Origin of the sequence: Candidatus Liberibacter sp. (assembly GCF_014048425.1) — a bacterium.
Lineage (GTDB): Bacteria > Pseudomonadota > Alphaproteobacteria > Rhizobiales > Rhizobiaceae > Liberibacter.
This window is the reverse complement of the sequence record NZ_JACETX010000002.1, coordinates 1-24,011: the sequence shown is the minus strand read 5'-3', so window position 1 is coordinate 24,011 and position 24,011 is coordinate 1. Positions and strand designations below refer to the sequence as shown.

Genomic DNA, 24,011 nt, shown 5'->3' with positions numbered 1-24,011 from the left:
AGAATTGCCTAATTACCCTGCAAGATTCTTCACAGCTTCCAGCAAAGATCTTTCGCTATCTTCAATGAGGGTATTAACAGACTCAAACTTACGCGTTAAATGAAATAACTGCATCATTTCAAACATGGAATTCGTATTAGAATTTTCCAGATAACCCCGCTTAATCATAATATCATTCCGATCTAATAGTGGTTCTGGCTGAATTTTAGGGGATATACTGCTATTTTCGCGACGTGTAAAACCCTTTGATAAGTCCGCAGAATAAAGACCTATCATGCCAACCCTTTTGCTTTTTTGGAAAACATCCCCCTTATTGCTTACTTCTAATACTTCATCTTTTTGATGCAATTGAATTGGCATGCCTCCAACATCAAGCAGTGGATATCCAGTACTTGACGAGACTAATTCTCCATTTTCTGCTATCTTAAAACGTCCATCACGGGTTAAAATAATTCCCTGAGGACTTTCAAGGGCAAACCAAGCCTCCCCTTCTAGAGCAAAATCAAGTACATTCTCTGTTTGTGTAAAAGATCCCGCTTGCTTAGATAGATATTCGTCACCCTTAGCAACAAAAGAAACATTCTGACCAAGATCATTTTTAATAGAATCAAGCATTTCGGAAAACTTTACTTTTATCGTCCGAAAACCCGTATTATTCGCATTGGCGATATTATCTGCGACAGTTGTCAGCCTTTTTTCCAAGGCTACCTGTGCAGAAAGTGCAACATTGAGAGCTGACTGCATTATACCCTTCCTTGAACCACTATAAATCCTTTGATTAAAAATCTATATTCTAAGACTTGTGCAAGACTATTACCTCTCAAAAACAATGCATTCACCCATAATAGCCTCACACAAGCCTCACTCCATACTTTTCATGAACCGAAAAATATTCTCAATCGATGAGTTACTATCACATGAATACAATCATAGGATTGATTATAACAACTGGCTGTATTCTTGGGGGATTTGCCTCAATGGGAGGGCACTTAGGCGTCCTTATCCAACCATTTGAAATTCTAATCATTGCTGGAGCAGGATTTGGAGGATTCATCATGGCAAATCCAACGACAATCATTAAGGATTCTGGCGTCGCCATATTGGAGATATTTGGCTATAAAGTCCCTAACCAAAAATTTTACTGCGATATCCTGAAGGTTCTATATGCCATAATGCAAAAATTGAAAAAAGGGCAACGAAATGAGATCGAAAATCATATAGACGATCCATTGAATTCATCCCTCTTTATCGCCACACCAAAAGTTCTAGAAAACATTGAATTAACAACATTTATTTGCGATTATATCAGATTAATCATCATTGGAAATGCCCGAAGCCACGAAATTGAAATTTTAATGGACGACGAAATCGAAACCATCTTACAAGAAAAATTAAAACCTTATTATGCGATTTCTGCTATGGGAGAATCTTTCCCTGCTATCGGGATAGTAGGCGCTATATTAGGAATTATCAAGGCTATGGCAAATATTGCCCAATCCCCTGAAATCCTAGGACCTCTAATCGGAGCATCCCTCACCGGCACAATGTTCGGAATCATACTATCATATTCCATATGCAATCCTCTTGTTTCTCAAATAAAAACAGCAAGACTGAAAAAACACTGCCTCCACCTTATCATTAAAAAAACGCTCATTGCTTACATGAATGGCTCTCTTCCTCAAATAGCCATCGAATACGGGCTTAAATCTCTTCCGATTCCTGAACGACCTTCTCTAGAAGTTATTGAACAAGAAGTTCTAAAGTACAACCACGATAAGAAAGCGTCTTAAAAACTATGCGTGGAAAATCTACAGGTAGAGATTATTCTCCTTTCCCTCCCATATTGCTTGCCCGCCTTACCGGCAAACTTGGAGATCGAAAAACCCTTGAAAGAATATCTTCAAATTTTGGTCATCTTTATGCTGAATTTTTGCCTGCAACTTTCAAAAGAGAACTCGGCATAGATGCAAGTATATCGTATGCCGACTGCAAGTCAGGCAAATTCTCTCAAATTCTCAACTCCTTCAAGGAGAATTTTATCTTTTATAATGCATCCTCAAGCAGATGGTCATCTAGTTTATTTATTGGCTGCAGTAATAGTCTTGTTATTACACTTCTTGAACATCTACTCAGTGCAGATCAAGCAATTACCAAGACATCCTCCCAAAACAGACCCCTTTCAACTATTGAAATAAATTTAGCACAGCTAATCTTAACCAAGATATCTTCTGTTCTCAATCAATGCCTATCCGACCCACAAGATATCCAATTCTCTCTTGAAGGACCTTATGATACTGATCATCTCAGACAAAACACGATTCACATATCAAATGATTTTTTTACCGCAATCAATATAGAAATTACAATAGAAGAGATCGTTTTTCTCTTTACATGTATGATCCCCCAAGAAATTTTGCTCAAGACCAAGCTATTACCAACCCCTCCTATACGCGAAGAATCCCCGAACTCATTAAAACAATCCAATGACCAACTTACCGATAAAACATATCGACTATACGTAGATATTGAAACTCGCATAAGCCTACAATCCATTCCAATTAAAGATATTTTACAATTCAAAGTAGGACAGATCATCCCTTTTCTAGATAAGGACAATCCTCGCATCCTTGTGAATATCAACGGGAAAGAAACCTACTCCTGTGAATTTGGTCGTATCGGGAGAAATTATACAGCACGCATAAAAGATATAATCAATAATCAACTGTGATCGATAAACCACTAAAAATTATCTCTGCAACGAATAGATTTTCATCTTATAAATTTTAATCGGAAAATATAGCACAATGCATACTGATGAATCTTTCCACAACACCAATACTCCTCCTGCTGATACGGACCAAATCGACGAATCCCATGAAAAAGATCCCACATCGCAAAACGATTGTGGAAACAAAGAATTTAGCACCAAAAATCTATGTGAAAAATTTTCACCTCAATCAAAGGATCTCTCCGAAAAAAATGGGGATAATCATCATATGGTGATGAACATTCCCGTTAATGTTCAAATTATACTCGGATCGTGTCGCATGCAAATTTCTCACCTTGTAAATTTATCCAAAGGAGATGTCATAACCCTTGATAGACGAATCGGTGAATCCGTTGATATCACCGTAAACAACCAAAAGATCGCCAAGGGAGAAATAACCATTATGGAAGAGGATGACACCCACTTTGGAGTCAGGTTAACAGAGATCCTGAACTCAAGCTAGAAAACATCCCTTTCAAAAAAATGTATTTCTCGTTCAAAATTCCATCATCAAAAACAATATAATAAAGGAATATTCCGACCTTGATAAAAAAAGAAAATAGTATGTCTTTTAGAAATTATTGTGAAGAAGTCTCACATATCCCTTTGACACAAAAAGACAAAGCCACCACCATTCTTTTAGCTATGGAGAAAAAAGTTTCCGGAAAACTTTTAAAGTATTTCACACATGCCGAACTAAAAGCAATAGTTGCCTCAGCACAATCATTGCCTGAAATATCACCCAGAGAGTTAGAAGACATAATCAATGAATTTGAAAATCAGTTTATCGAAGGAATTGGCTTAACGGAAAATGCTAAAAACATAGAAAGCATTTTAGAAGAAGGTTTAGGTAAAAACGAATTAGACCAATTACTCAACAGGTCAAATACGCCAAAAGAAACTGTCTGGGATCGCTTTAAAGAAGCCGATCCTGCCTCTATCGCAGAATTCTTACTAAAAGAACATACTCAAACTACGGCTTATATCTTATCCATGATACCGCCATCTATTGGAGCACGCATTCTATTGCAATTTCCAAATAAAATACATGTCGACATTATGAAACGCACCGTAAACCTTAAAAAAATCAACCCTTATATGAAAGAAATCATCGAAAAATGTGTCGGGAAAATGCTAACCAAAATAGAAAATTCTTATAATACCGCTGGATCAGACAAAGTTGCCAATCTCATTAACGAACTGGAAAAACCTCAAGTAGATAAGCTCCTTACTTCCTTAGAAGCTGCCAGCAAGGAAACCTTTAATAAAGTCCGTCCTAAAGTATTTCTTTTCGAAGACCTGATGACATTATCTCCTAGTGATTTATCTGTTTTATTTAGTGGCATCTCAATGGAAACGCTTTTGAAAGCCCTTCATGGAACTTCAGCAGAAATTCGAGAGCGAATACTCGGCTGTATTAGTACTCGTCAACGCCGAATCATTGAAAATGATCCTTCTTCTACTGACAGCGCTCCCATTATCCCACGTGAAATTGCTCTCGCTCGGCGTACCATCGTACAAGAAGCAATCTCCTTTGCCAAAAAAAATAAAATCGAAATTAGAAATTCTCAAGATTAAAGTAAAAAATAAATTTTTCACATCCAATGAAGTGAGATCAATAGGTGCCATGCGATGGTTTTTTCTCATAGGAGTTCTCTATGACTGAGGACGATGATTCTGACAGTAAAACAGAGGCTCCTTCTACAAAAAAAATTGAGGATGCACTCCGTAAAGGCAATGCCCCTATTTCTCGCGAAGTATCCTTATTCGCTTCAACACTGGCTTTCTTGATTTATTTGCTATTCTTTGTGCCTTCAGGTTTTTTAAGAATTGCACAGGATCTTCGTGATTTTTTTGAAAAATATGAACAATTGAAACTCAATACCGTTTCTAACATGTTGATTATTCTTATTAATATTGGTCTTAGCGCTACAAAATTAGTCCTTCCTGGACTACTATTATTTATGATATTTGGTGTTGGCTCCTATTTAATACAGAGAATACCATCCCCTAATCTTGAGAACCTAAAACCCAGACTCAAAAGGATATCACTCAAAGAGGGTATCAAAAGAATCTACAGCAAAAATAATTTAATTAACTTCACAAAATCATTCCTGAAAATATTTATTGTTGGCATCCTTATTGAATCATCTTTGCAAGATAATTATTTCAGGATGGTTGAATCTATATCCTCTAATCCTCAATGGACTCTATACGAAATCTTCCTAGCAGTGCAAGAAATATTGATTATCATCTTGCTTTTCACCGCTTTACTCACTGTCGCAGATTTAGGATGGACATATCATCAATGGTATTCAAAATTGAAAATGACGAAGCAAGAAGTCAAAGACGAAATGAAACAATCCTATGGGAATCCCTTAGTTAAAAGTCGTCAAAGGTCTATCGCACGTTCCAAAATGAGACACAGAATGATAGAAGCCACGTCACGTGCAACTCTCGTCATAGTTAATCCAACACACTACGCCTTGGCATTGCGATATGTACAAGAAGAAAACGATGCTCCTATCATGCTAGCCAAGGGACAAAATCTAATAGCTCTTAAAATTCGAGAAACTGCATTCAAAAAAAACATCCCTATTTTCGAAGAACCTATATTAGCGCGATCCTTATTTAGACAAGTCCCTGTTAATAGTGCTATACCTTCAGTTTTCTACAAGGCGGTTGCACAACTTGTACATAAAATTTATTCTAAGAATCGATAAGAAATTCTGTTGAAAGATTATGATCGATTCATCAATAAATACACCCAAAACGCATTGCCTTCGCAATTGCTTGAATACGATTAACAGCATCAAGCTTGACCGTGGCTGATCCAAGATATGCATTAACCGTATGAATGGATAAACCTAATTTTTCAGCAATCTCTTCGCTAGTGCAACCATCTCCTGCCAGCTGTAAACACGAAATCTCACGTTCTGTCAGATTTCTAATCGCCGCAGGGCTCTTTTTAAAGAGAACTATAAAGTCCATAATAGCTTGATAACAAGCTCCATGTACTTCAATAATAATTTCATTGGCAAGCTTAAGATGTTCTGCTGTAAATATGACATATCCGTTCTTCTGGAAGCCGAGATGGACAGGAAAAGCAATCCCTGAAAACGGCAAAATCCCTCCCTCTAATCTAGAAGAAAATTGCCCTGATGTTTCAATCATAGCTCCCTCCTGCGCTCCATCCCATATTATAGGCAAAATCCCGGAATCAAAGTGAAAAAGAAATTCATCGCCATATGTTTCAATTAAAATATTTGGAAAATTGCTTTCTTCTGCTCCATAATTATCTAATTCACAAAAAAATTTCTGACGCCTTGGAAAATCAAGGACACGACTAATCGTGTATAGAGAAAAATTACTCGCACTTATTCTGCTTTGTATAGAACTCAATCTGGCAGAAAGTTCTAATCGACTAAACGATCCTTTTTCTATCAGTGTATTCTCGGACAAACTTTTTACCTCGAAATGATTTCAACTAGTTGTTATAGTGCTCTTCAAACAATATTATTGCGAATAGCATAAGCTATCGCGCCAGATCGAGTTTTTGTGGACGTCTTACGCATAATGCTGGCAATATAGTTATTGATCGTATTGCGGGATATCCCAAGTATGACTGATATCTCGTTGCTGGTCTTTCCCTCTGAAATCCAAGTTAAACATTCAATCTCACGATCAGTTAATTCAGAATCTTTATTATCCAAATGTATATCACGATTTTTGAACATACTGGCTTGATACGCAGCTAATAAACCGATCTCCCATAACCGATCCTGCAAAATAATACGTCCTCTCGGAAACAACAACATTAATCCGATACGTATACGACCAACGTCGAATGCAAGGGAACAATAACGTTTATCCATACCAGATGGGAGATCTACATCTTCTGGAAAGGTATTAAAAATAGGACAGAACAACTCTTTTGGACGCTGTGAAGAATTATTCTTCTTGTTTTTTTCTCCATATGCCATACATCTCACCAAGTCAAATGGCCAATCAGAACTCACTACTGAAGCCAATTTCTGCTCTTGAAAAAGATTCCATTGAACCAATAGAAAATGACTCGCTCCTACGTATTCAGTGAGCGCATGCATTCTCATTCGCCAAGAATAATCGGTACGATCTAAAACAATCATACGTGTCAATAAATCACTGCGTGTTGGAAGACGATCTAAGGCTGATGTTCGTTTTTCATCTTCTCTGCTTAAACCAATATTCACTTGTTGCATTTCAAAAATCATTTTGCAATTTACCCTCCAAGGTATGTTGCTTAGTATCAAATAAAAAAATACTTTTTGACTATCCATTTCATTTTAATAATATGAATTCATGGTGTTTCATAACGAGAAAAAATTATCGACACACTTAAGGAAAAAGCATTAAAATTCGCAATAAGTCCCAAAATATGAAAAAAAGAACTTGGTTAGCTTTAAAAAAACAGTAAACCTACTCAAAAAAAACATATATATACATATAAAAACCTAAACTGATCAAGTTACAATCAATATAGTACAACCTTTCAATGCTTTATTAAAGAGTTAAAATAGTTATGGCATTAAATAATCATTATTGTATCATTATAAAACAATATCTTACAATGGCTGCTGACTAATGTTCTTCACATCGCCATTATCTTTTTCAGATCCAGCCCATTTGCGTAAGATATTAGCAAAACGCTCCTCGTTGATTTCAATCATATTCAAAAGACGACGGTTAGGATTATTGTTCATATAATTATTCACACTAGACTTAAAACTTTTGTTATACGCGAGCACTCTTAGATCATCAGAATCCGATTGAGCACCACCTTCCGGCAAAAAATCTTCGGTATTAGGAATCGATAACAAACCAAGAGATTGGTCTCCTTGAGGCAGATTGTTTTTTGCAACTTCAATCTTATTAAAGCTACGTAACGCATATATGCCAAATAAAAACATAAAGACCACGACCACCAAAAAAGCGACAACGTTGATAATCATCGAAAAATTGCGCGATATAACATCCACGATTCCCCCCTGCAAGGCGTTTGAATTCGAAAGTTGATCCTCCAAAAAATCCATAGACGTTATCGTTATAGTATCCCCACGCACGGAATTAATGCCAGCAGCAGCAGATACAATTCGGCTTATTTCAGAAAGATAGGTGTCAAATTGTTCTTTCTCCATTGGCGCACCAAACATCTCGATAAGTCGCCCTTTATTAATCACAACCGCAATGGATAAACGTTCTAATTTATAATTATTATGAATTGTAGAAACACTTTTTGTATTAATTTCATAGTTTCTTTGTTCCTCTTTTTTATCAGAGTTTTCACTAGAATGAGGCAATGAGGATGTTCTCTCAGAAGAATTTGGAATATTTTGCTCAACCGTGACAGTGGAATCTTGCTGACGACTTTCAGATCTTTGAATATCCTTAGTACGATGAACAGAACGTTCTACTCGAGAATGAGGATCATAGACTGTTTCTTTGATTTGCTGAGTATCTGTATTCAACTCAGCAACCACCGCAGATTGGAAATTATTTGCTCCAAGAAATGGCACCAACGCCTTATCTATGTTCATTTCTATTTCATGCTGAACAGCCTGTACTATTCCTAGTGATTTTCCGAGTATATTTTTATCTATATCATCACCTGCAGCCAATAATCTCCCTGTAGAATCAAGAACAATTACATTGCCGATATCAAGACCAGGAACAGCAGCAGCAACAAGATAACGAATAGATTCAGCAGATTTATGAATAGAAGCAGCTGAGGATCGAATCATTACTGAAGCTGTCGGCTTCATACCAATTCGTCGAAAACTCCCTGTATCAGGCATCACAATATGTACACGTGCAGCCAAAATTCCGGAAATAGCTTGAATAGTACGAGCAATCTCCCCTTCCAGAGCACGCACTCGTGTTATTTCCTGCATGAATGAGGTGAGACCGAAAGAATTAACTTTATCGAATAATTCGTAACCAGAATTATTGGAATTATTAGGCAATCCCTGAGCAGCAAGATGAAGACGCGCCTTACTCACCCAATTAGATGGAACCAAAATACTGGATCCATTATCACCAATTCGAAAGTCTATATTGGCTTCTGATAAAACCATTGATATCCTACTAACATCGGATGCTTCAAGCTTAACGTAAAGACTTTCATATGCGGGTATGCTCACAAAAAACCTTGCAACCAAGAGCAATCCGATTGAAATAGCAATTACCGAAGAAAAAACTATCAAGCGAGTACGCCCTAAAGACGCTACACTCCTGAAAAACTGTAATGATTGATCTATAATAGCCACTTTTTTCCCGCTGAAGGCACAATAGAATCCTACTTAAGAAAACAAATATTTGTGCAAGCTTGTGCGAAAATCAAATAGAGGAAAGTCATTGTATCTATCTAAAAATATGCTAATAATGAAAAACTATCCTAAGATTTATCTCGATTATCAAACAACAAATGCTAGCAAATATGTTCTCTTATCTTTATCGTAGACATATCAGGGATGGGTTGGACTATCGTATGATAAAATTCCCTGTGGGATTCCAAAATATATTGCGAATGATGAAATCTTTTATGCAAGATTCCGAACTGCAAGAAGAGCTAAAAGATTCCCCAAAATACGTTGTTGGTACTTGTTAAAAGAAATTATTCTATGTCTTTCCTCATAACTTTTTATATCAAGCAATGAAACCTAAACCAGAATCTATAAACAATGAAGATTAGAAATATAGCAATCCAAATGGATCATATCTCCACCATTAATACGGCAGGAGATTCAACGTTTGCACTAGCCTTAGAAGCACAAAATAGAGGATATCAACAGTTCCATTATACCCCGGACAAACTATACATGCGTGACCAGAAAGTTAGCGCTTGCGTGGAACCGATATCTTTGCGCGATTCCCAAGAAAACTATTATTCTCTTGGAGAAGGAAAAATAATTGATCTTTCCCAAATGGATGTAATCCTCATGCGTCAAGATCCACCGTTCAACATGAATTATATTACTGCCACCCACCTTTTAGAAAAGATCCATCCTAAAACACTAGTAATCAATAATCCTTTCTGGGTGCGAAATTCTCCCGAGAAGATTTTTGTTACAAAATTCTCCGATCTAATGCCCCCAACCTTGATTTCACGAGATTTCAATCAAATAACTGACTTCCATATAGAAATCAAAGATATCATTCTTAAACCTTTATATGGAAACGGTGGTACCGGTGTTTTCCGCATCACGAAAAATGATCGCAATCTTTTCTCTCTCATAGAGACTCTCCTTAAAACAAATGCAGAGCCCCTTATCGCACAAGCCTATTTACCCCAAGTGCGCGAAGGCGATAAACGTATTCTCCTATTAGATGGAAAACCTGTCGGTGCCCTCAATCGAATCCCTTACGAAGGAGATAATCGTTCCAATATCCACGCTGGAGGCAAAGCCGAGCTGGCAGAATTAACTGATTCAGAGAAAACTATTTGCCAACGTATTGGTCCAAGCCTACGTGAACGTGGTTTATTTTTTACAGGCATTGATGTAATCGGAAATTATATAACAGAAATCAACGTTACTTCACCAACTTGCATACGTGAAATCCGCAAACAAGGTGGCAATGACATAGCATCACTCTTTTGGGATGGGGTCGAGTCTCAATTCCAATCTTCCAGATAACATAGCCGCTATAAAGACCAAGAAGAATGGGATTCTTATTTTAACGAAAAGCGAAGAATCCTGATGGTTCTAATATTTCTTGCCAAAAAAAATCCAAAAATATCTCTTCACGTCGCTAATCTCATGATAGAGATCGCTGATTAAAATCAACGCAAAACATCACTTTTACAACGACAGGATCTCATTAATCATATAACTTGAAAAGATATTTCTTAATTCCAGAAAGAATAATTCATTTTGAAAATACCGTTCCTAGTCTCATCTAACCTATTCTATAAAATCAAGACTACTTTTCCAAAGACACTTTCAACACACATTATCCACATGAGATGTTCAGAAATAAATCTCACTGACAATCCTAATTTCAGTTGCAACACGGGTGTAACCGTAGCAGCAAGCATTTCATGGCATGAACGACTGATATCCCTTTAGTTTTTATGATCCAGGAATAAAGTAAGACATCATAATGGAAATGATGACATCGCCATAACTCACACCATGAGATATCGGAATGGATCCGCCACCTTGCTATCCCCTATTCCATTAATAAAAAATCGAAAAAATCTGAAATATCAATTTACTTCCCTATTGGAAATAGGTTGTCCATATCCCTCCTAATCATCCAACTACAATACTTCTATAATGAGATGCTGGCTGGTACTTATAAACTCAGAAGAATTCCTAACGAGGAGATTTAACCACGCTGTCAGTATCATAATCAACTGCAAAACGTAATTTACGCAAATTCACAACTTTAGAAACGGCACTTTGATACAACGGATGTTTCTTAAAGGAATCCAGAGATTCTTGATCATCAAATTCTCCGTAAACGACTAAATCTATTTCCTGACTCCACGAATCAATGCGAAGATTCTTCCCAATTTCTAGCAAGCGGACATGTGGAATACCTATCAGATCGGAAAGTCCAGAACAAACGTCTTCATAATTTTCTGGTGAAACCGTAAAAAAAACAATGTGACGAAGCACTTTCCTTCTCCTTCAATAGCTGAAAAAACAGATGTCAAAAGCAACCATATGTGTAGAAAAAGAATTTCCCAAAGAATACAATAGGGGGAATTTAAGAAAAAAGGGAATGAATATGCTTTCTCAAAATCCAATACAACAATGGTTCTAAAAATACACTCACTCTTTCTTGTGACTTTGTGGTACGGTTGGGTGGATTCGAACCACCGACCTCAGGTGCCACAAACCTGCGCTCTAACCAACTGAGCTACAACCGCATATTTCTTTACAATAACACATAATCCAAAACACAAATCCAGAACTTTCTAATATGAACTCTATCCCCCATACGCCTCTTTCAAAGATTGCTTATTCCCTAAAAAAATCACCCCAAAGTCTAATATGGGATCAAAACCAATACAAGATCCCAAATTTCTCAAAAATCGCATTAACCTTAATGACAGATTAACGTTAATGACTCCAGATTAATACTTCCAGATTATCCACCTATTCGGTATTCTTAGACAGGTGTTGGACTAGCGTCAACACCTGTTTTAACCCAGAACGTGTTGGATATAAAATGCCTACAATGCAATCCCTTTATAGATATAGCCATGCGCCCATGTATACGGAAATATTTCATACAAAGGAAAGCGATAGTGGTTTTTCAAACAATGCAAAGAAAGTCTTTCGGATTAATGGGATTTCTATAAATCGATTGGGATATTTTTCCATACCAGAATTCATCAATAAGGGAGCAAACCTCACAAGAACGTATCTTAAATAACTACAGCCAACGATGCAAACGCTAATAAAAAAACAAGGAATAAAACTTATTTTATGTTACAAATCTCTTCCGAATCCAAAAGTAGCGTCTTTGAATCCTTGATCGAATCAATTAACATCAGTGGGAAAGAAAATCTTATTCTCCTAATTATTCCTATTCATACAAAATATTTTCCGGTAATTCCTCAAACGCAACACATTTTTTTCAGGATTTTATAATCCGAGCATCCATTTGGAAATCTTTGATGATACAAGAAAAACAATAAAATTATCTCCCTACTTTGTAGATATTAGCATCAATATCAATACGGCTCTTGAAATGGTAACCAATGTTAAAGAAAAGACCAATAAACTCGTTAAAATCTCTGTTTTTACAAAGCAGATTTATTCCCCAGAAGAACCCGGATATTTAAACAATAATCCCGGGATATACATTCTAATTATCGCTCAAAAGACTATAATTTACATGGATACCTCAGCAAAAAACAAAAACACAATATCGTGTCGTAGACATGCCAAAACAAAAACAATTTCCAAATTATGCTAGATCTCATATCGAAAGTTTAAAAATGAGCATTGATACCATTCCTTTAGAATCTAAAGATGTCCTGGTAGATAGTTGTATAAATGCCAAGAATGAATCATCCCCCACTCAAGAAAAAGATGCTTTTGATATCCAACATTTTAAAACATCACCTGTTTCTATTACAGAAAAATTGGATAGATCTATACCTTCAACTCCAGAAAAGAATCCAGGAAAGACCGTGCCATTTTCAAAGTTATCTTTATCCTCTATGCCTGATGATGTGTCTTCTAATATGAAAGCAATACATCAATCAAAAAAATCTTCCGAAGAAAAATCAGGAATGGAAAATGGATTTGTTTTTAACCCGCAATCCCGTATAGTGAGATTTACTTGGGGAATAAATTCTCAAGGATATCTACAGGAAATATCAGAAGATCTATCCAAAACTGTTGGACCATATGCCCTTAAAATCGCTGGAATACGGTTTTGTGATATTAACCATATCCTTAATCTAGATCCCAAGAATCATATTTCTGAACTCATAAAACAGTGTAATACTTGGTCTGGAAAAACCACTTATTGGCCCATCGAAGGAACCGACTTGCATGTGCCAGTTGATCTTGCCGCCTTACCGATATATACACGCAATCGTGAATTTAATGGGTTTAAGGGATTTGGCATTATTCGCGTCGGTGAATTTTCAAGTGATCCGCTTAAACTAGGCATGACATTGGATGCGAAATTTTCCGCCTTTCACGAAAGAAAAGACAATCTTTCTCTTGTTGAACTACCAGCTCAAGAAAGTTTTGCAGATATAGAAAACAGCAATAAATATTTTACAGAAACCTTCTGGGCTAGAAAAAATTTCCTCTGTGAGGAAGATCATACCTCACATTTAAATACAACAGATTCTTATCTCATCCGAGATCAAAAAAATCCGGAGAATCAAAGCTTATCCTTTCTAGATAAACTGAATATCAAGAACAAAACCACTCTTCTTTTTGAACAGAACCTGACTGATGGAGATACTATAAAATCAGATCCAAAAGATCCATTTCTAAAAGGTGAAAATGACCTCTTGTCTCCACACGAGAACTTCCATACCATCAACCTAAATCAATATGCACAAGATATATCTCCTGAACGAAAAACCTCTATCCTTCAAAAAGGAAAGTCCGAACATTACAGGGATTCACTGCATTGCAATCATTCATTGTTTCCATATTTTGGTAAAGGGAAAGATCTAAACCCAGCAAGTCTTGACAAACACCCCACCGCTTTTCTTTTGATGCATTCAAATAGTGGCTTGCTTTATGCAAATCCTGCTTTTTTCCTTCTCACAGGTTATAAAAATATTAAAAAAATTGAAGAGATCGGAGGACTGTCGACGTTATTAGATTCGCAAAAATTATCAACCGACGAAAGACCTGTAGGTGCTATTACTTTATATCGTTCAGATGGTACGGATATTGCTGTATCAGCTCATTTGCATTCTATTCGATGGGAAAAAGAAAATGCACTTGCCATAACTTTTATTCCTTTTAAAAACGAAGCAAAACACTTTAAAGAAATTCCCATTTTTGAAAAAAGAAACAAGAAGGAAAGCAATCCTCATAAACTTGAAATTGAGGTCATGCAATTGTGTTCGATTTTAGAAATTGCCACTGATGGCATAGCCATTCTGAAATGCGATGGAAAAGTTCTGTCCACAAATCACTCCTTCAATACGTTATTCGGTCATAATGAAAAAGATATACAGGGAAAATCCTTTACGATATTTTTCATTGATGAACATCAAAAAATCATGAGCGATTGTCTTGTAGAACTTTCTTCCCTTGATATAAACGATTCAATAAAGAAAGTGGTCGTTGGTTGCACGGCACAGGGAGACACTCTTTCTCTGCACATCACCATAAAAAAACTACCCTTTTCCGCCTGTTATTGCCTCATAGCGCGCAATATTTCTCAGTGGAAAAAAGCAGAAAAAGAAAATACCCATAAAAGTGATTTTCTGGCACGTGTTAGCCATGAAATTCGTACACCGCTTAACGCCATTATTGGCTTTTCTGAAGTCATTAAAAATCAACAATTTGGTCCCGTGGGAAATCCACGTTACATAGAATATGCTAGCTATATAGATCAATCCGGAAACCATATCCTTGATATTGTCAACGATCTGCTTGATATATCAAAAATTGAGGCTGGTAAAATGAATTTGCGTTTTGAACCAATATCGTTAAATGAAACGATTATTGAAGCAATATCGTTAATTAAACTCTATGCCAATGAAAAGCGTGTCCTTGTGCGCACCTCTTTTTCCAATAAAATTCCTCAAATATTTGCTGATTTGCGCTCTATAAAACAAATAGCCCTGAATATATTATCTAACGCAATTCATTTTACACCTTCAGGTGGGCAGATTGTCATTTCTACCGCCTATAAAAATAGTAAAGGCGTCATTCTACGCGTCCGAGATACAGGTGTTGGAATGACATCCTGTGAGTTAGAAAAAGCTATGAAACCCTTTGGTCAAGTCCCTAATCCTGAAAGAGAACACGAAAGAGGAGGAACAGGTCTAGGCTTGCCTCTGACCAAAGCGATGGTTGATGCCAATATGGGAAGTTTTTCTGTTTCTTCAACACCAGAGAAAGGAACCTTGGTGGAAATTATTTTCCCCTCTCAACAAGCAGTATGATACTTAAAAAGATCAAAAATATATCATGGATATGAACCTCTCCATGGAGATTCTCATTCAAATCATCAACCATGTGTTATGTTTTTATATCTGATCCCTTTTTTCTTTTTGATCTATCAATAAAAACTAAATAAACCGTTTCTCAATACCTTTTCAAATCTAATCATTGTCTTATATAATCCACCGTTTTCTTCTCGTTTTATTGAAGAAAGTCCCTTTTTTCCAAGCAAAGTATGGCTGGAAAAGGAAAACATCTGAATTTGAGAACATTCTCATCTCACATAAATGATATTAGAATCGCAGAATCGTAATAAATGATTTTTGAGCTTTATTCATTAAAAATCACCTCTAATATCAACAAGAAAAAACGGGGATTTTATAAGCCCCCGCTATTTCCTTTTATGCTTTTTCATCATGCGTTTAGGATATGAAAAAACCTCAATAAATTTTTTTAAAAATAGAATGGATATTTTGAGGAAGCACATAAATATTTTATGTGTCATATTCATCTAAGATAATACTGTAAATATTTCACGGACCATGAAATCCTCCATGCAGTATCAGAATCCTATACTATGCCATAGGAAAATTAGTGCCTAGTTGCCCTACCAACTTTAAAAAAACCATATTAATAATGAAAAATACTACAATTATAAAGTCGTATGCTCGCTTTTATGCCTATGAGTGATCAATTCATAGTTCTATATGCGACATCATTCCCACTCAATTGTTGCAGGAGGTTTAGAAGTTATATCGTATACAACTCGATTAATCCCTTTTACTTCATTGACTATTCGTGTAGAAACCTGACTTAAAAAGCTCATGTCATAATGATAAAAATCTGCTGTCATGCCATCCACAGAGGTTACAGCCCGCAAAGCACAAACATTTTCATATGTGCGTTCATCACCCATAACTCCAACCGTCTGAACAGGCAACAAAACAGCAAATGCTTGCCAAATCACATTATAAAGACCTGCCTTGTGAATCTCATCAAGATAAATAGCATCAGCTTCACGTAAAATTCTAAGCCTTTCCTCCGTAATACCTCCAAGACAACGGATAGCAAGTCCTGGACCTGGAAATGGATGACGCCTAATAAAATTTTCAGGCAATCCCATTTCTTGACCAAGAAGACGCACTTCATCCTTAAAGAGTTCCCGCAACGGCTCAACAAGCTGCATATCCATACGTTCAGGCAAACCTCCAACATTATGATGTGACTTTATAACAGATGAAAGACCACCAAAAAAAGAAACACTCTCAACGACATCAGGATATAAGGTCCCTTGTCCAAGAAATTTAGCCCCACCAATTTTTTTTGCCTCTTCTTCAAAAACTTCTATAAATAATTTTCCAATAATCTTCCGTTTTGTTTCAGGATCACAAATACCTTTCAAATTTTCAATGAAACGATCCGAAGCATCTACAACAACTAAAGGAAAATCTGGATATTTTCTAAATAAACCTATAATATCAATAACTTCATTCTTGCGCATGAGTCCATGATCAACCAGGACACAGGTAAGATTTTTACCTATCGCTTTATAGATAAGAAATGCAGCCACAGAAGAATCAACCCCTCCTGATAGCGCACAAACAACCCTTTTATCTCCTACTTTCTTTTTGATAGAAGATACAATCTCTTTGTGGCAAGAAGACATAATCCAATTACCAGGAATACCTGCAACCTCGTGTATAAAGTTTGCTATTAACCGATCGCCCCCAATCGTATGAATTACTTCAGGATGGAATTGAACCGCATAATATTTTCTCTTCTCATCAGCGATAAAAGCAAAGGGAGTGTTTTCTGAAGATGCAATTACATCAAAACCTTCTGGAATGCGCACAACTTGATCACCATGACTCATCCAAACTTTTTGATAAGAACCTTTAATCCAAAGATCCTTGAGCAACGAACAGTCCTTTTTTATCTCAATAGATGCACGACCAAATTCACGATTTTTGGATTTTTTAATTTCTCCTCCAAGAGATGCACACATAACTTGTTGTCCATAACAAATTCCCAACAAAGGCACTCCTGATTCAAAAATCTCCTGAGGAATGGTCGAACTATTATCGTCCAATGATGAAGCTGGACTTCCTGAAAAAATGATAGCTTTGGGCTTTGATTTTCTAAAAAAAGACAATGCATTTTTAAATGCAACAATTTCACAATAAACCTTGTTCTCACGTACACGTCGCGCAATAAGCTGAGTGAATTGACTTCCAAAATCAATAATAAGAACTTTGTCTGATTTTTCTATCTCACTCATTACAATCCTTTAAAACCCCCAAGCTATTAAAATCATTTTAAAACAATATCTTAGATTAAGAAGATACTAAAAGGAATACCTTTTTGATCCTCTAATCTAAAATTAGCGACACAGGAAAAAAGAGGATATTTCTAAAGCTGCAATCTTTATCTGCCTGCATTAAACTTGTATCCTACTGACTTTTACGCGATCAATATTATTACCTTCAAGTCGCATGATTTCAAACTTGAGATCCATTTCTACAAAGACTTCCCCTGCTTTAGGAAAATGTCCCAGTCTCCAGAGAATAAAACCTGCCAAGGTAGAATAACAATCATCTTCGTCTACCAAATTGACTCCTAATAACTTCGATGCATAACGCACATCAATCCAACCATCAATAGTCAAAGAACCATCTTCACCCGTCTTAATATCCAGTTTATCGTCAGCTTCATCAGGGAAATCTCCTGCAATAGCCTCAAGAATATCAACAGGCGTAACAATCCCTTCTAAAATACCATATTCATCTAAAATCATAACAAATTTCTGCGAAGATGTGCGCAAACGTTCCATTAATCTCAGGGCACTAATATTTTCATGGACAACCAAAGGTTTTTTAATGGATTTTTCTAAATCTATTTGTCCATTTTCACAAAGATCACGCAATACGTCACGCGCAGAAACCACGCCGATGAAATTATCCAGATTGCCTTGGGCAACGGGAAATTGGGAATGCCCTAATTCCAGAATTTTCCACTGCAAATCCACGGCAATATCTTCTATATTGAGCCATACAATTTCCGTTCGAGGTGTCATAATTGATTTTGCAGGACGATCAGCAAGAGTTAAAACACTTTGCACCATATCTTTTTCCTCATCTGAAATGATCTGCTTCTCACTTTGTGGAGGTACACGAACATCATCAGACTTTATATGGAGCCCTTGCTGTATAGGTTTCCCTCCTAATAAACGCAGAACGGCGTCTGCAGTGCGAGCTCTCAAACGCGAAGGAGAAATAAGTTGATCACGATTGCGTCTTGCTACTTGATTAAAACACTCAATAATACCGGAAAAAACAATGGAAGCGTATAGATATCCTTTAGGAACATAAAATCCCAGCCCTTCAATAATGAGAAAAAAACCTATCATCAGCAAAAAACCAAGACAAAGTATCACAACAGTTGGATGCCGTGAAGTATAGTTTATTATTGGCTTAGAAACAGCCATCATCATAATCACAGCCACAACCACAGCTATAACCATTACCGTAAAATCCTGTACCATACCAATGGCAGTAACTATGCTATCTAGAGAAAATATAACATCCAGAACAACGATCTGTAGAACAATTATTTGCCACGGTATATGGCTAGAAAATTTATGTTTTTGATCACACCCATCTCCTTCCAGCCGCTCATGCAATTCCACAGTGCCCTTAAATAAAAGAAAGAGCCCTCCGACAATCAGGATAACATCACGTCCAGAAAACCAAAATCCGCACAGAAATAAAAAGGGCTGCTTTAGCATAACCATCCAAGAAGACAAGGAAGCTAGCAAAGCAATCCGGACCACCATAGCAAAGGCAAGACCAAAGGAAAGAGCCTTGCCTCTCTGAACAAGAGGCAGTTTCTCTACGAGAAGGGTAATAAACACGAGGTTGTCTATGCCTAGGACAAGCTCCAGGGCGATCAGAGTGGCCAAGCCAACCCATGAATAAAAATCATATATCCAACCAAAAAACATCAAACCGAACTATAATCTATGTCACTAAAAGACACAACGCACACACACGAGAGCCATTTAATACGATGCACCAACATCCTAGCTTTGCTGTTTCCAGCACATCCGATAAGCACCAAAGAATTGCTGCTCTGCGATGAGCACTACGACTTCTTGTTTCTTATCATTCAAATCATCCAGTAGATCAGAAATATTCATAGGAAACCTTTTAAAAGAAAATGAGGCAAATCTTCCAGAAACACAACAAAGAAAGAACAGATGCCTAAAATAAAAAAATCAATATATCAAACGACCATCCCATTGCTCATTTAAAGGAAAAGTCTCTGTCCTACCGTAGTACCGTACTCCTCGCAATGCAGGGACATGCATATGTATAAATACAACTTAATTTTTCTGCAATGAATCCGCCCCTTTATTTGCTCATATATTCTGCTTCACAAAGTGTGAAATTTACTTTAAAATCAAAAATACAATATCTTGAATTCTTCGAATATTGTCGAAGAACAAAAACATCCTAGCCTAGAAAAGATTTGTTTAAAAATTCAAAAGGCCTTTGCTCTCACTTTAAAGCTTGCAAATATCTCTCCAAAGAAAAAAATCCTCCCTTTTCCAAACAATCACCTTATAACTCTAAAGATTTTTTCGAAAATTCTCTATCACATAATGATCAGCTAAATAATCGAAAAGCAGCAAATGAATTTTCACTAATCTAGATGGTTATGCTTTTGCTTTCAAATGATTTTTAATGACTATGTATTGCATAGGCGTCAAATATGAAGTATTTTCATCCTTGAACGTCGATTTTATATAAAGGCGAGCTATGACATATGTAGTAACCGAAAATTGCATCCTATGCAAACATACAGATTGCGTTGAAGTCTGTCCTGTTGATTGTTTCTATGAAGGAGAAAATTTTTTGGTCATTAACCCAGATGAGTGCATCGACTGTGGGGTATGCGAACCTGAGTGTCCTGTTGACGCAATTAAACCTGATACAGAGACAGGATTGGACTTATGGCTAAAAATAAATTCGGAATATGCGACTAAATGGCCTAATATTACAACCAAACACGATAGCCTCCTTAGCGCATCTAAAATGGACGGGGCCGAAGGGAAATACGAGAAATACTTCTCTCCTCATCCCGGAAAAGGCGGATAATTAGTATTAAGAAATCTATAAATTAACTATTTTTACATTATCTTGTATATCTAGGGAAGTTAATTCTTGATTAGCATATATTTTATGGTATATGATCGTAAAATCTCTTAAGATCGATTGATCGGAGATTTTGCGCTTTAGTGGAACAATGATTCGTCGCATCTATAGCGTTGACGGTTTCAATTCTAGTGTATTTTCGAACATTTTGAGCGAGATTTTCTTAATTAGGTTTATAGCGTTTTACTACGTATTGATTCTTGTTTGATGTTATATATAGAGAGGGAGTTCTAATGTCGAACCAACAGAAGAAGCCTGCGATGCGTCAAGGATTCGAAGCAGGGGAATCTATTGTTTACCCAACTCATGGTGTTGGTACTATCACTGCAATAAAAGAACAAGAAGTTGCAGGTATGAAGCTTGAGTTCTTTGTAATTGCATTCGATAAAGACAAGATGTGCCTTAAAGTTCCCGTAGGAAAAGCAATTGATATTGGAATGAGAAAACTTTCAGAAGCGCATTTTGTTGAGCGTGCTCTAGAGCTTGTACGTGGCAAAGCGCGCGTGAAGCGCACTATGTGGTCTCGTCGAGCACAAGAATATGATGCCAAGATTAATTCTGGTGATCTCATTTCTATTGCGGAGGTTGTGCGTGATTTGCATCGCACAGATAGCCAGCCTGAAAAATCCTATTCTGAACGGCAGCTTTATGAATCTGCACTCAATCGCATGGTACGAGAAATTGCCGCTGTAAACAGCATTTCTGAGCCAGAAGCCATCAATCTTATTGAGGTTAATTTGTCTAAGCCAGAAAAATCTAAATCGAGAAAAGCAATAGCCGAGAACCAAGAAGAAAGAGCCGCTTAGTCGAGCAAATCCTTGAAAGCATCTCTCTATCTGCTTTTTTGGTCTTTACGAAGCATTGTTCAGGTATAAGGTGTTTCGTTTTTGATCTGCGAACTTTGGAATCAATTAAGAATCGTCACACTGTTTTTCTATGTGCCCTGATTGATTTTTTGATTTATTTGGATTTTATTGTTCTTTGTTCTATTTTTCTCTTGGACTTCTTTTCAATGGAAAAGAATATGGAGGTTGATTTTTGTTAAAAGAAGGCAATGCTGGGCATTGCTTTTAAAAAAGCGTCGTATTATAAGGCTATCCGTGTGTTTGGATAGTCTTTAACGTAGTGAGAATAGAAAAGTATCGATTTTTCTGATTTCATAGTGTTCTTGCGATCATATTAAGGTATTTTTCGAGTAATATAGAGGAAATAAAGATCTATGGACGATAGACATTGCGAGCTTAGTGCGACAGTTCGTGAACAAGTGGGCAAAAGTTCTTCCCGCTTGCTGCGTAGAGAGAACAAAATTCCTGCTGTGATTTACGGGGAAGAAATACCCACCCCTAAATCAATTGCATTGTCTACAAAAGAGGTTACAAAGAGACTGCATAGTGGCGGCTTTATGACGACCGTCTTGACGCTTGATCTTGGCAAAGAAAAGATTCGTGCTTTACCTAAAGATTATCAACTTGATCCCGTTAGCGATACTGTTATCCACGTTGATTTCTTGCATATATCTGATGATTCGAAAATATCAGTGCAAATTCCAGTTAGTTTTTTAAATGAAAACAAATCTCCCGGAATAAAACAGGGAGGCATTCTCAATGTCGTCCGCCATGAAATTGCCTTATATTGCCCGGCGAATCAAATTCCCGAATCAATTCCCGTTGATCTTGCTGGTCTTAAGATTGGTGACAGCATCCATATTGCAAACGTATCTCTCCCAAAAGATGCATCTCCTGTATCACAGCATGACATTACTATAGCTACAATTGTGGCACCTGCTTCAGAGATCAATACTTCTGAATAAAAGAGAGATATTTTCGCCTTTTTCCCTTTCTTTGGATAGCCGGTTTCATAGCCTATATCCTATGTAGCCTTTGTATAGCCTATTGAGGCTAATCCAAGCCATTCTTTACTGAGATTTTTTATTATAAGAGGAGGGGAAAGTCTTCAGATAATCGGAATGCTCTCTTTGACATCTATTTTCTATCTTTCCGATTTATGGAATCAAACTCCTAAATTTGAAAAATCCCTACAGAAACCGCTTCAATATCAGCAATGTCAAACGAAGGCTAAAAATTCAAATCAACAAAGAAAGAGGCAGATCATTCTTCTTTAGAAGACTTGATGGCATTGCTTTCAATCTAGGTGCCGCCTTCGATTTAGAGGGCTCAACATGCTGACAGATCTAGCTTTTATAGAGAGTTTTGCAATTATTACTCGTTCTCTAGTCATCTTGGATAATATAAGAAATAGATGATAGATGGTTTTGATGTATTTATAGGGCTTTTAAAGGTAGAATTATCGTTTTTGGAGGATAAGATTTCCTGTTTTATAGGAATAAGAGCAAGAGAGAAACAAAAAATGAAAACATTTCCCTTGTTTTTACTACCAATATCTTTCTATGCCATTAGAATATTTTGAATTGATTGAATAGATAGAGGGGATCTTTATTCCTATGAAACGATGAATCTTTAGCCTAGCGTCAAAGCAAAAAGCTTCCACACACAATATTTCTTGAATTTCATTAAGATTTTATTTTTTAGGATCCTCTACTATCCGCAATCTTAGCTCTCGAAGCTGTGCCGGAGACGCCTGAGATGGAGCCCCCATAAGAAGGTCACAGAAACTTTGATTCATTGGGAATAACGAAACTTCTCGCAAATTCTTGGCACCCAAAATAATCATGACTATTCGATCAATACCCGCAGCTATACCTCCATGCGGGGGCATTCCGCATTGAAATGCACGGTACAATCCCATAAAACGATTCTTGACGACTTCTTCACTTATACCAACATTGGCAAAAGCTTTAATCATTAAATCAGGTCTATGGTTGCGAATCCCACCAGAAGCAATCTCAAATCCATTACATACCAGATCATACTGAAATGCCCGTAAAGACAACAAATCTTTTCCTTCAAATGCTTTCATTCCTCCCTGCGCCATAGAAAACGGATTATGAGCAAAATCCAGCTTCTTTTCTTCTTCGTTCCACTCATAAAAAGGAAAATCCGTAATCCAACACAATTCAAAACGATCAGTACTTATAAGTCCTAATTCTTGAGCGACATGATTGCGTGCATCACCAGCAAATTTATAAAATTGCGAAGGCTTCCCCGCAATAAAAAAACTTGCATCTCCATCTTGCATATCCAGACATGCACGAATAGCCTCCGTACGCTCTGAATTGAGGTGTTTGGCAACGGGACCCGATCCCACTAAAGCATTGCCATCCAACCGCCAAAAAATATAAGCAAGCCCAGGTTGCCCTTGCGATCGTGCCCACGAATTCATTCGATCACAAAAAGCACGACTCCCCCCAGTTTTAGCTGGGATAGCCCAAACTTCAACTTCCGGATCGGCAGAAAGCATATTAGAAAATAT

The 24,011-nt window shown here is 36.9% G+C and carries 18 protein-coding genes and 1 tRNA gene; 10 read left to right on the top strand and 9 right to left on the bottom strand.

The window, feature by feature from the left end; all coding sequences use genetic code 11:
• Positions 1–12: 12 nt before the first annotated feature.
• Positions 13–744 carry a flagellar basal-body rod protein FlgF gene (flgF, locus tag H0G72_RS00480; protein ID WP_182016536.1) on the bottom strand — a complete coding sequence of 244 codons (732 nt, stop codon included), beginning with the start codon at positions 742–744 and terminating at the stop codon, positions 13–15.
• Between the two features lie 173 nt (positions 745–917).
• On the opposite strand from flgF, the gene motA reads away from it, so the two are divergent.
• From motA to flhB, 5 genes are all read left to right on the top strand, one after another.
• The gene (motA, locus tag H0G72_RS00475) at positions 918–1,790 is read left to right on the top strand and encodes a flagellar motor stator protein MotA (RefSeq protein ID WP_182016534.1); all 873 of its coding nucleotides are present in this window, start codon (positions 918–920) and stop codon (positions 1,788–1,790) included.
• 5 nt (positions 1,791–1,795) lie between these two features.
• Positions 1,796–2,728, top strand: coding sequence for a FliM/FliN family flagellar motor switch protein (locus H0G72_RS00470; RefSeq protein ID WP_182016532.1), 933 nt, complete (start codon positions 1,796–1,798; stop codon positions 2,726–2,728).
• A gap of 76 nt (positions 2,729–2,804) precedes the next feature.
• A complete protein-coding gene (fliN, locus tag H0G72_RS00465; RefSeq protein WP_182016530.1) occupies positions 2,805–3,230 on the top strand; it encodes a flagellar motor switch protein FliN in 426 nt (141 codons plus the stop codon).
• 101 nt (positions 3,231–3,331) lie between these two features.
• Positions 3,332–4,345, top strand: coding sequence for a flagellar motor switch protein FliG (locus tag H0G72_RS00460; RefSeq protein ID WP_182016616.1), 1,014 nt, complete (start codon positions 3,332–3,334; stop codon positions 4,343–4,345).
• Between the two features lie 80 nt (positions 4,346–4,425).
• Entirely contained in the window at positions 4,426–5,490 is a 1,065-nt protein-coding gene (gene flhB / locus H0G72_RS00455; protein ID WP_182016528.1) for a flagellar type III secretion system protein FlhB, read from the top strand.
• Between the two features lie 31 nt (positions 5,491–5,521).
• On the opposite strand, the gene H0G72_RS06185 is transcribed toward flhB, so the two are convergent.
• From H0G72_RS06185 to fliF, 3 genes are all read right to left on the bottom strand, one after another.
• Positions 5,522–6,229, bottom strand: coding sequence for a helix-turn-helix transcriptional regulator (locus tag H0G72_RS06185; protein ID WP_182016526.1), 708 nt, complete (start codon positions 6,227–6,229; stop codon positions 5,522–5,524).
• Positions 6,230–6,273: 44 nt separating this feature from the next.
• Entirely contained in the window at positions 6,274–7,020 is a 747-nt protein-coding gene (gene visN, locus H0G72_RS00445; RefSeq protein ID WP_182016524.1) for a transcriptional regulator VisN, read from the bottom strand.
• A gap of 351 nt (positions 7,021–7,371) precedes the next feature.
• Positions 7,372–9,072, bottom strand: a complete 1,701-nt coding sequence (gene fliF, locus H0G72_RS00440; protein WP_182016522.1) for a flagellar basal-body MS-ring/collar protein FliF — start codon at positions 9,070–9,072, stop codon at positions 7,372–7,374.
• Positions 9,073–9,486: 414 nt separating this feature from the next.
• Here fliF and gshB point away from each other — a divergent pair, with 414 nt between their 5' ends.
• Complete coding sequence (gshB, locus tag H0G72_RS00435) at positions 9,487–10,440, top strand: glutathione synthase (protein ID WP_182016520.1); 954 nt, start codon at positions 9,487–9,489, stop codon at positions 10,438–10,440.
• Positions 10,441–11,121: 681 nt separating this feature from the next.
• Here the strand turns inward: gshB and H0G72_RS00430 are convergent.
• Positions 11,122–11,427: a Dabb family protein gene (locus tag H0G72_RS00430; RefSeq protein WP_182016518.1), complete on the bottom strand. Its 306-nt coding sequence runs from the start codon at positions 11,425–11,427 to the stop codon at positions 11,122–11,124.
• Between the two features lie 177 nt (positions 11,428–11,604).
• A tRNA-His gene (locus H0G72_RS00425) sits at positions 11,605–11,681 on the bottom strand.
• A 1,077-nt stretch (positions 11,682–12,758) separates the two neighbouring features.
• Between H0G72_RS00425 and H0G72_RS00420 the strand changes: the two genes are divergently transcribed.
• Positions 12,759–15,410 (top strand): PAS domain-containing sensor histidine kinase, encoded by a 2,652-nt coding sequence (locus H0G72_RS00420; RefSeq protein WP_259345068.1) that lies wholly within the window; start codon positions 12,759–12,761, stop codon positions 15,408–15,410.
• A 713-nt stretch (positions 15,411–16,123) separates the two neighbouring features.
• Here H0G72_RS00420 and guaA read toward each other — a convergent pair.
• Both guaA and H0G72_RS00410 read right to left on the bottom strand, forming a co-directional pair.
• Positions 16,124–17,686 carry a glutamine-hydrolyzing GMP synthase gene (gene guaA, locus H0G72_RS00415; RefSeq protein WP_182016516.1) on the bottom strand — a complete coding sequence of 521 codons (1,563 nt, stop codon included), beginning with the start codon at positions 17,684–17,686 and terminating at the stop codon, positions 16,124–16,126.
• 159 nt (positions 17,687–17,845) lie between these two features.
• Positions 17,846–19,408 carry a TerC family protein gene (locus H0G72_RS00410; protein WP_182016612.1) on the bottom strand — a complete coding sequence of 521 codons (1,563 nt, stop codon included), beginning with the start codon at positions 19,406–19,408 and terminating at the stop codon, positions 17,846–17,848.
• A gap of 817 nt (positions 19,409–20,225) precedes the next feature.
• On the opposite strand from H0G72_RS00410, the gene fdxA reads away from it, so the two are divergent.
• The 3 genes from fdxA (at position 20,226) to H0G72_RS00395 (ending at position 22,431) form a co-directional block, all read left to right on the top strand.
• Positions 20,226–20,564: a ferredoxin FdxA gene (gene fdxA, locus H0G72_RS00405; RefSeq protein WP_182016514.1), complete on the top strand. Its 339-nt coding sequence runs from the start codon at positions 20,226–20,228 to the stop codon at positions 20,562–20,564.
• A gap of 290 nt (positions 20,565–20,854) precedes the next feature.
• Entirely contained in the window at positions 20,855–21,427 is a 573-nt protein-coding gene (locus tag H0G72_RS00400) for a CarD family transcriptional regulator (protein ID WP_182016512.1), read from the top strand.
• A gap of 413 nt (positions 21,428–21,840) precedes the next feature.
• Positions 21,841–22,431: a 50S ribosomal protein L25/general stress protein Ctc gene (locus H0G72_RS00395; protein ID WP_182016510.1), complete on the top strand. Its 591-nt coding sequence runs from the start codon at positions 21,841–21,843 to the stop codon at positions 22,429–22,431.
• 728 nt (positions 22,432–23,159) lie between these two features.
• On the opposite strand, the gene H0G72_RS00390 is transcribed toward H0G72_RS00395, so the two are convergent.
• On the bottom strand, positions 23,160–24,011 hold an 852-nt coding region (locus H0G72_RS00390), incomplete at its 5' end, for an amino acid--tRNA ligase-related protein (protein WP_310649465.1).

Excerpts from the sequence above, each read along its gene's own strand:
- visN (WP_182016524.1), bottom strand. The coding sequence starts at position 7,020 with ATGATTTTTGAAATGCAACAAGTGAATATTGGTTTAAGCAGAGAAGAT.
- flgF (WP_182016536.1), bottom strand. The coding sequence starts at position 744 with ATGCAGTCAGCTCTCAATGTTGCACTTTCTGCACAGGTAGCCTTGGAA.
- fdxA (WP_182016514.1), top strand. The coding sequence starts at position 20,226 with ATGACATATGTAGTAACCGAAAATTGCATCCTATGCAAACATACAGAT.
- H0G72_RS00395 (WP_182016510.1), top strand. The coding sequence starts at position 21,841 with ATGGACGATAGACATTGCGAGCTTAGTGCGACAGTTCGTGAACAAGTG.
- motA (WP_182016534.1), top strand. The coding sequence starts at position 918 with ATGAATACAATCATAGGATTGATTATAACAACTGGCTGTATTCTTGGG.
- H0G72_RS00470 (WP_182016532.1), top strand. The coding sequence starts at position 1,796 with ATGCGTGGAAAATCTACAGGTAGAGATTATTCTCCTTTCCCTCCCATA.
- H0G72_RS00400 (WP_182016512.1), top strand. The coding sequence starts at position 20,855 with ATGTCGAACCAACAGAAGAAGCCTGCGATGCGTCAAGGATTCGAAGCA.
- H0G72_RS00410 (WP_182016612.1), bottom strand. The coding sequence starts at position 19,408 with ATGTTTTTTGGTTGGATATATGATTTTTATTCATGGGTTGGCTTGGCC.
- fliN (WP_182016530.1), top strand. The coding sequence starts at position 2,805 with ATGCATACTGATGAATCTTTCCACAACACCAATACTCCTCCTGCTGAT.
- H0G72_RS00460 (WP_182016616.1), top strand. The coding sequence starts at position 3,332 with ATGTCTTTTAGAAATTATTGTGAAGAAGTCTCACATATCCCTTTGACA.
- guaA (WP_182016516.1), bottom strand. The coding sequence starts at position 17,686 with ATGAGTGAGATAGAAAAATCAGACAAAGTTCTTATTATTGATTTTGGA.
- H0G72_RS00420 (WP_259345068.1), top strand. The coding sequence starts at position 12,759 with ATGAGCATTGATACCATTCCTTTAGAATCTAAAGATGTCCTGGTAGAT.
- flhB (WP_182016528.1), top strand. The coding sequence starts at position 4,426 with ATGACTGAGGACGATGATTCTGACAGTAAAACAGAGGCTCCTTCTACA.
- gshB (WP_182016520.1), top strand. The coding sequence starts at position 9,487 with ATGAAGATTAGAAATATAGCAATCCAAATGGATCATATCTCCACCATT.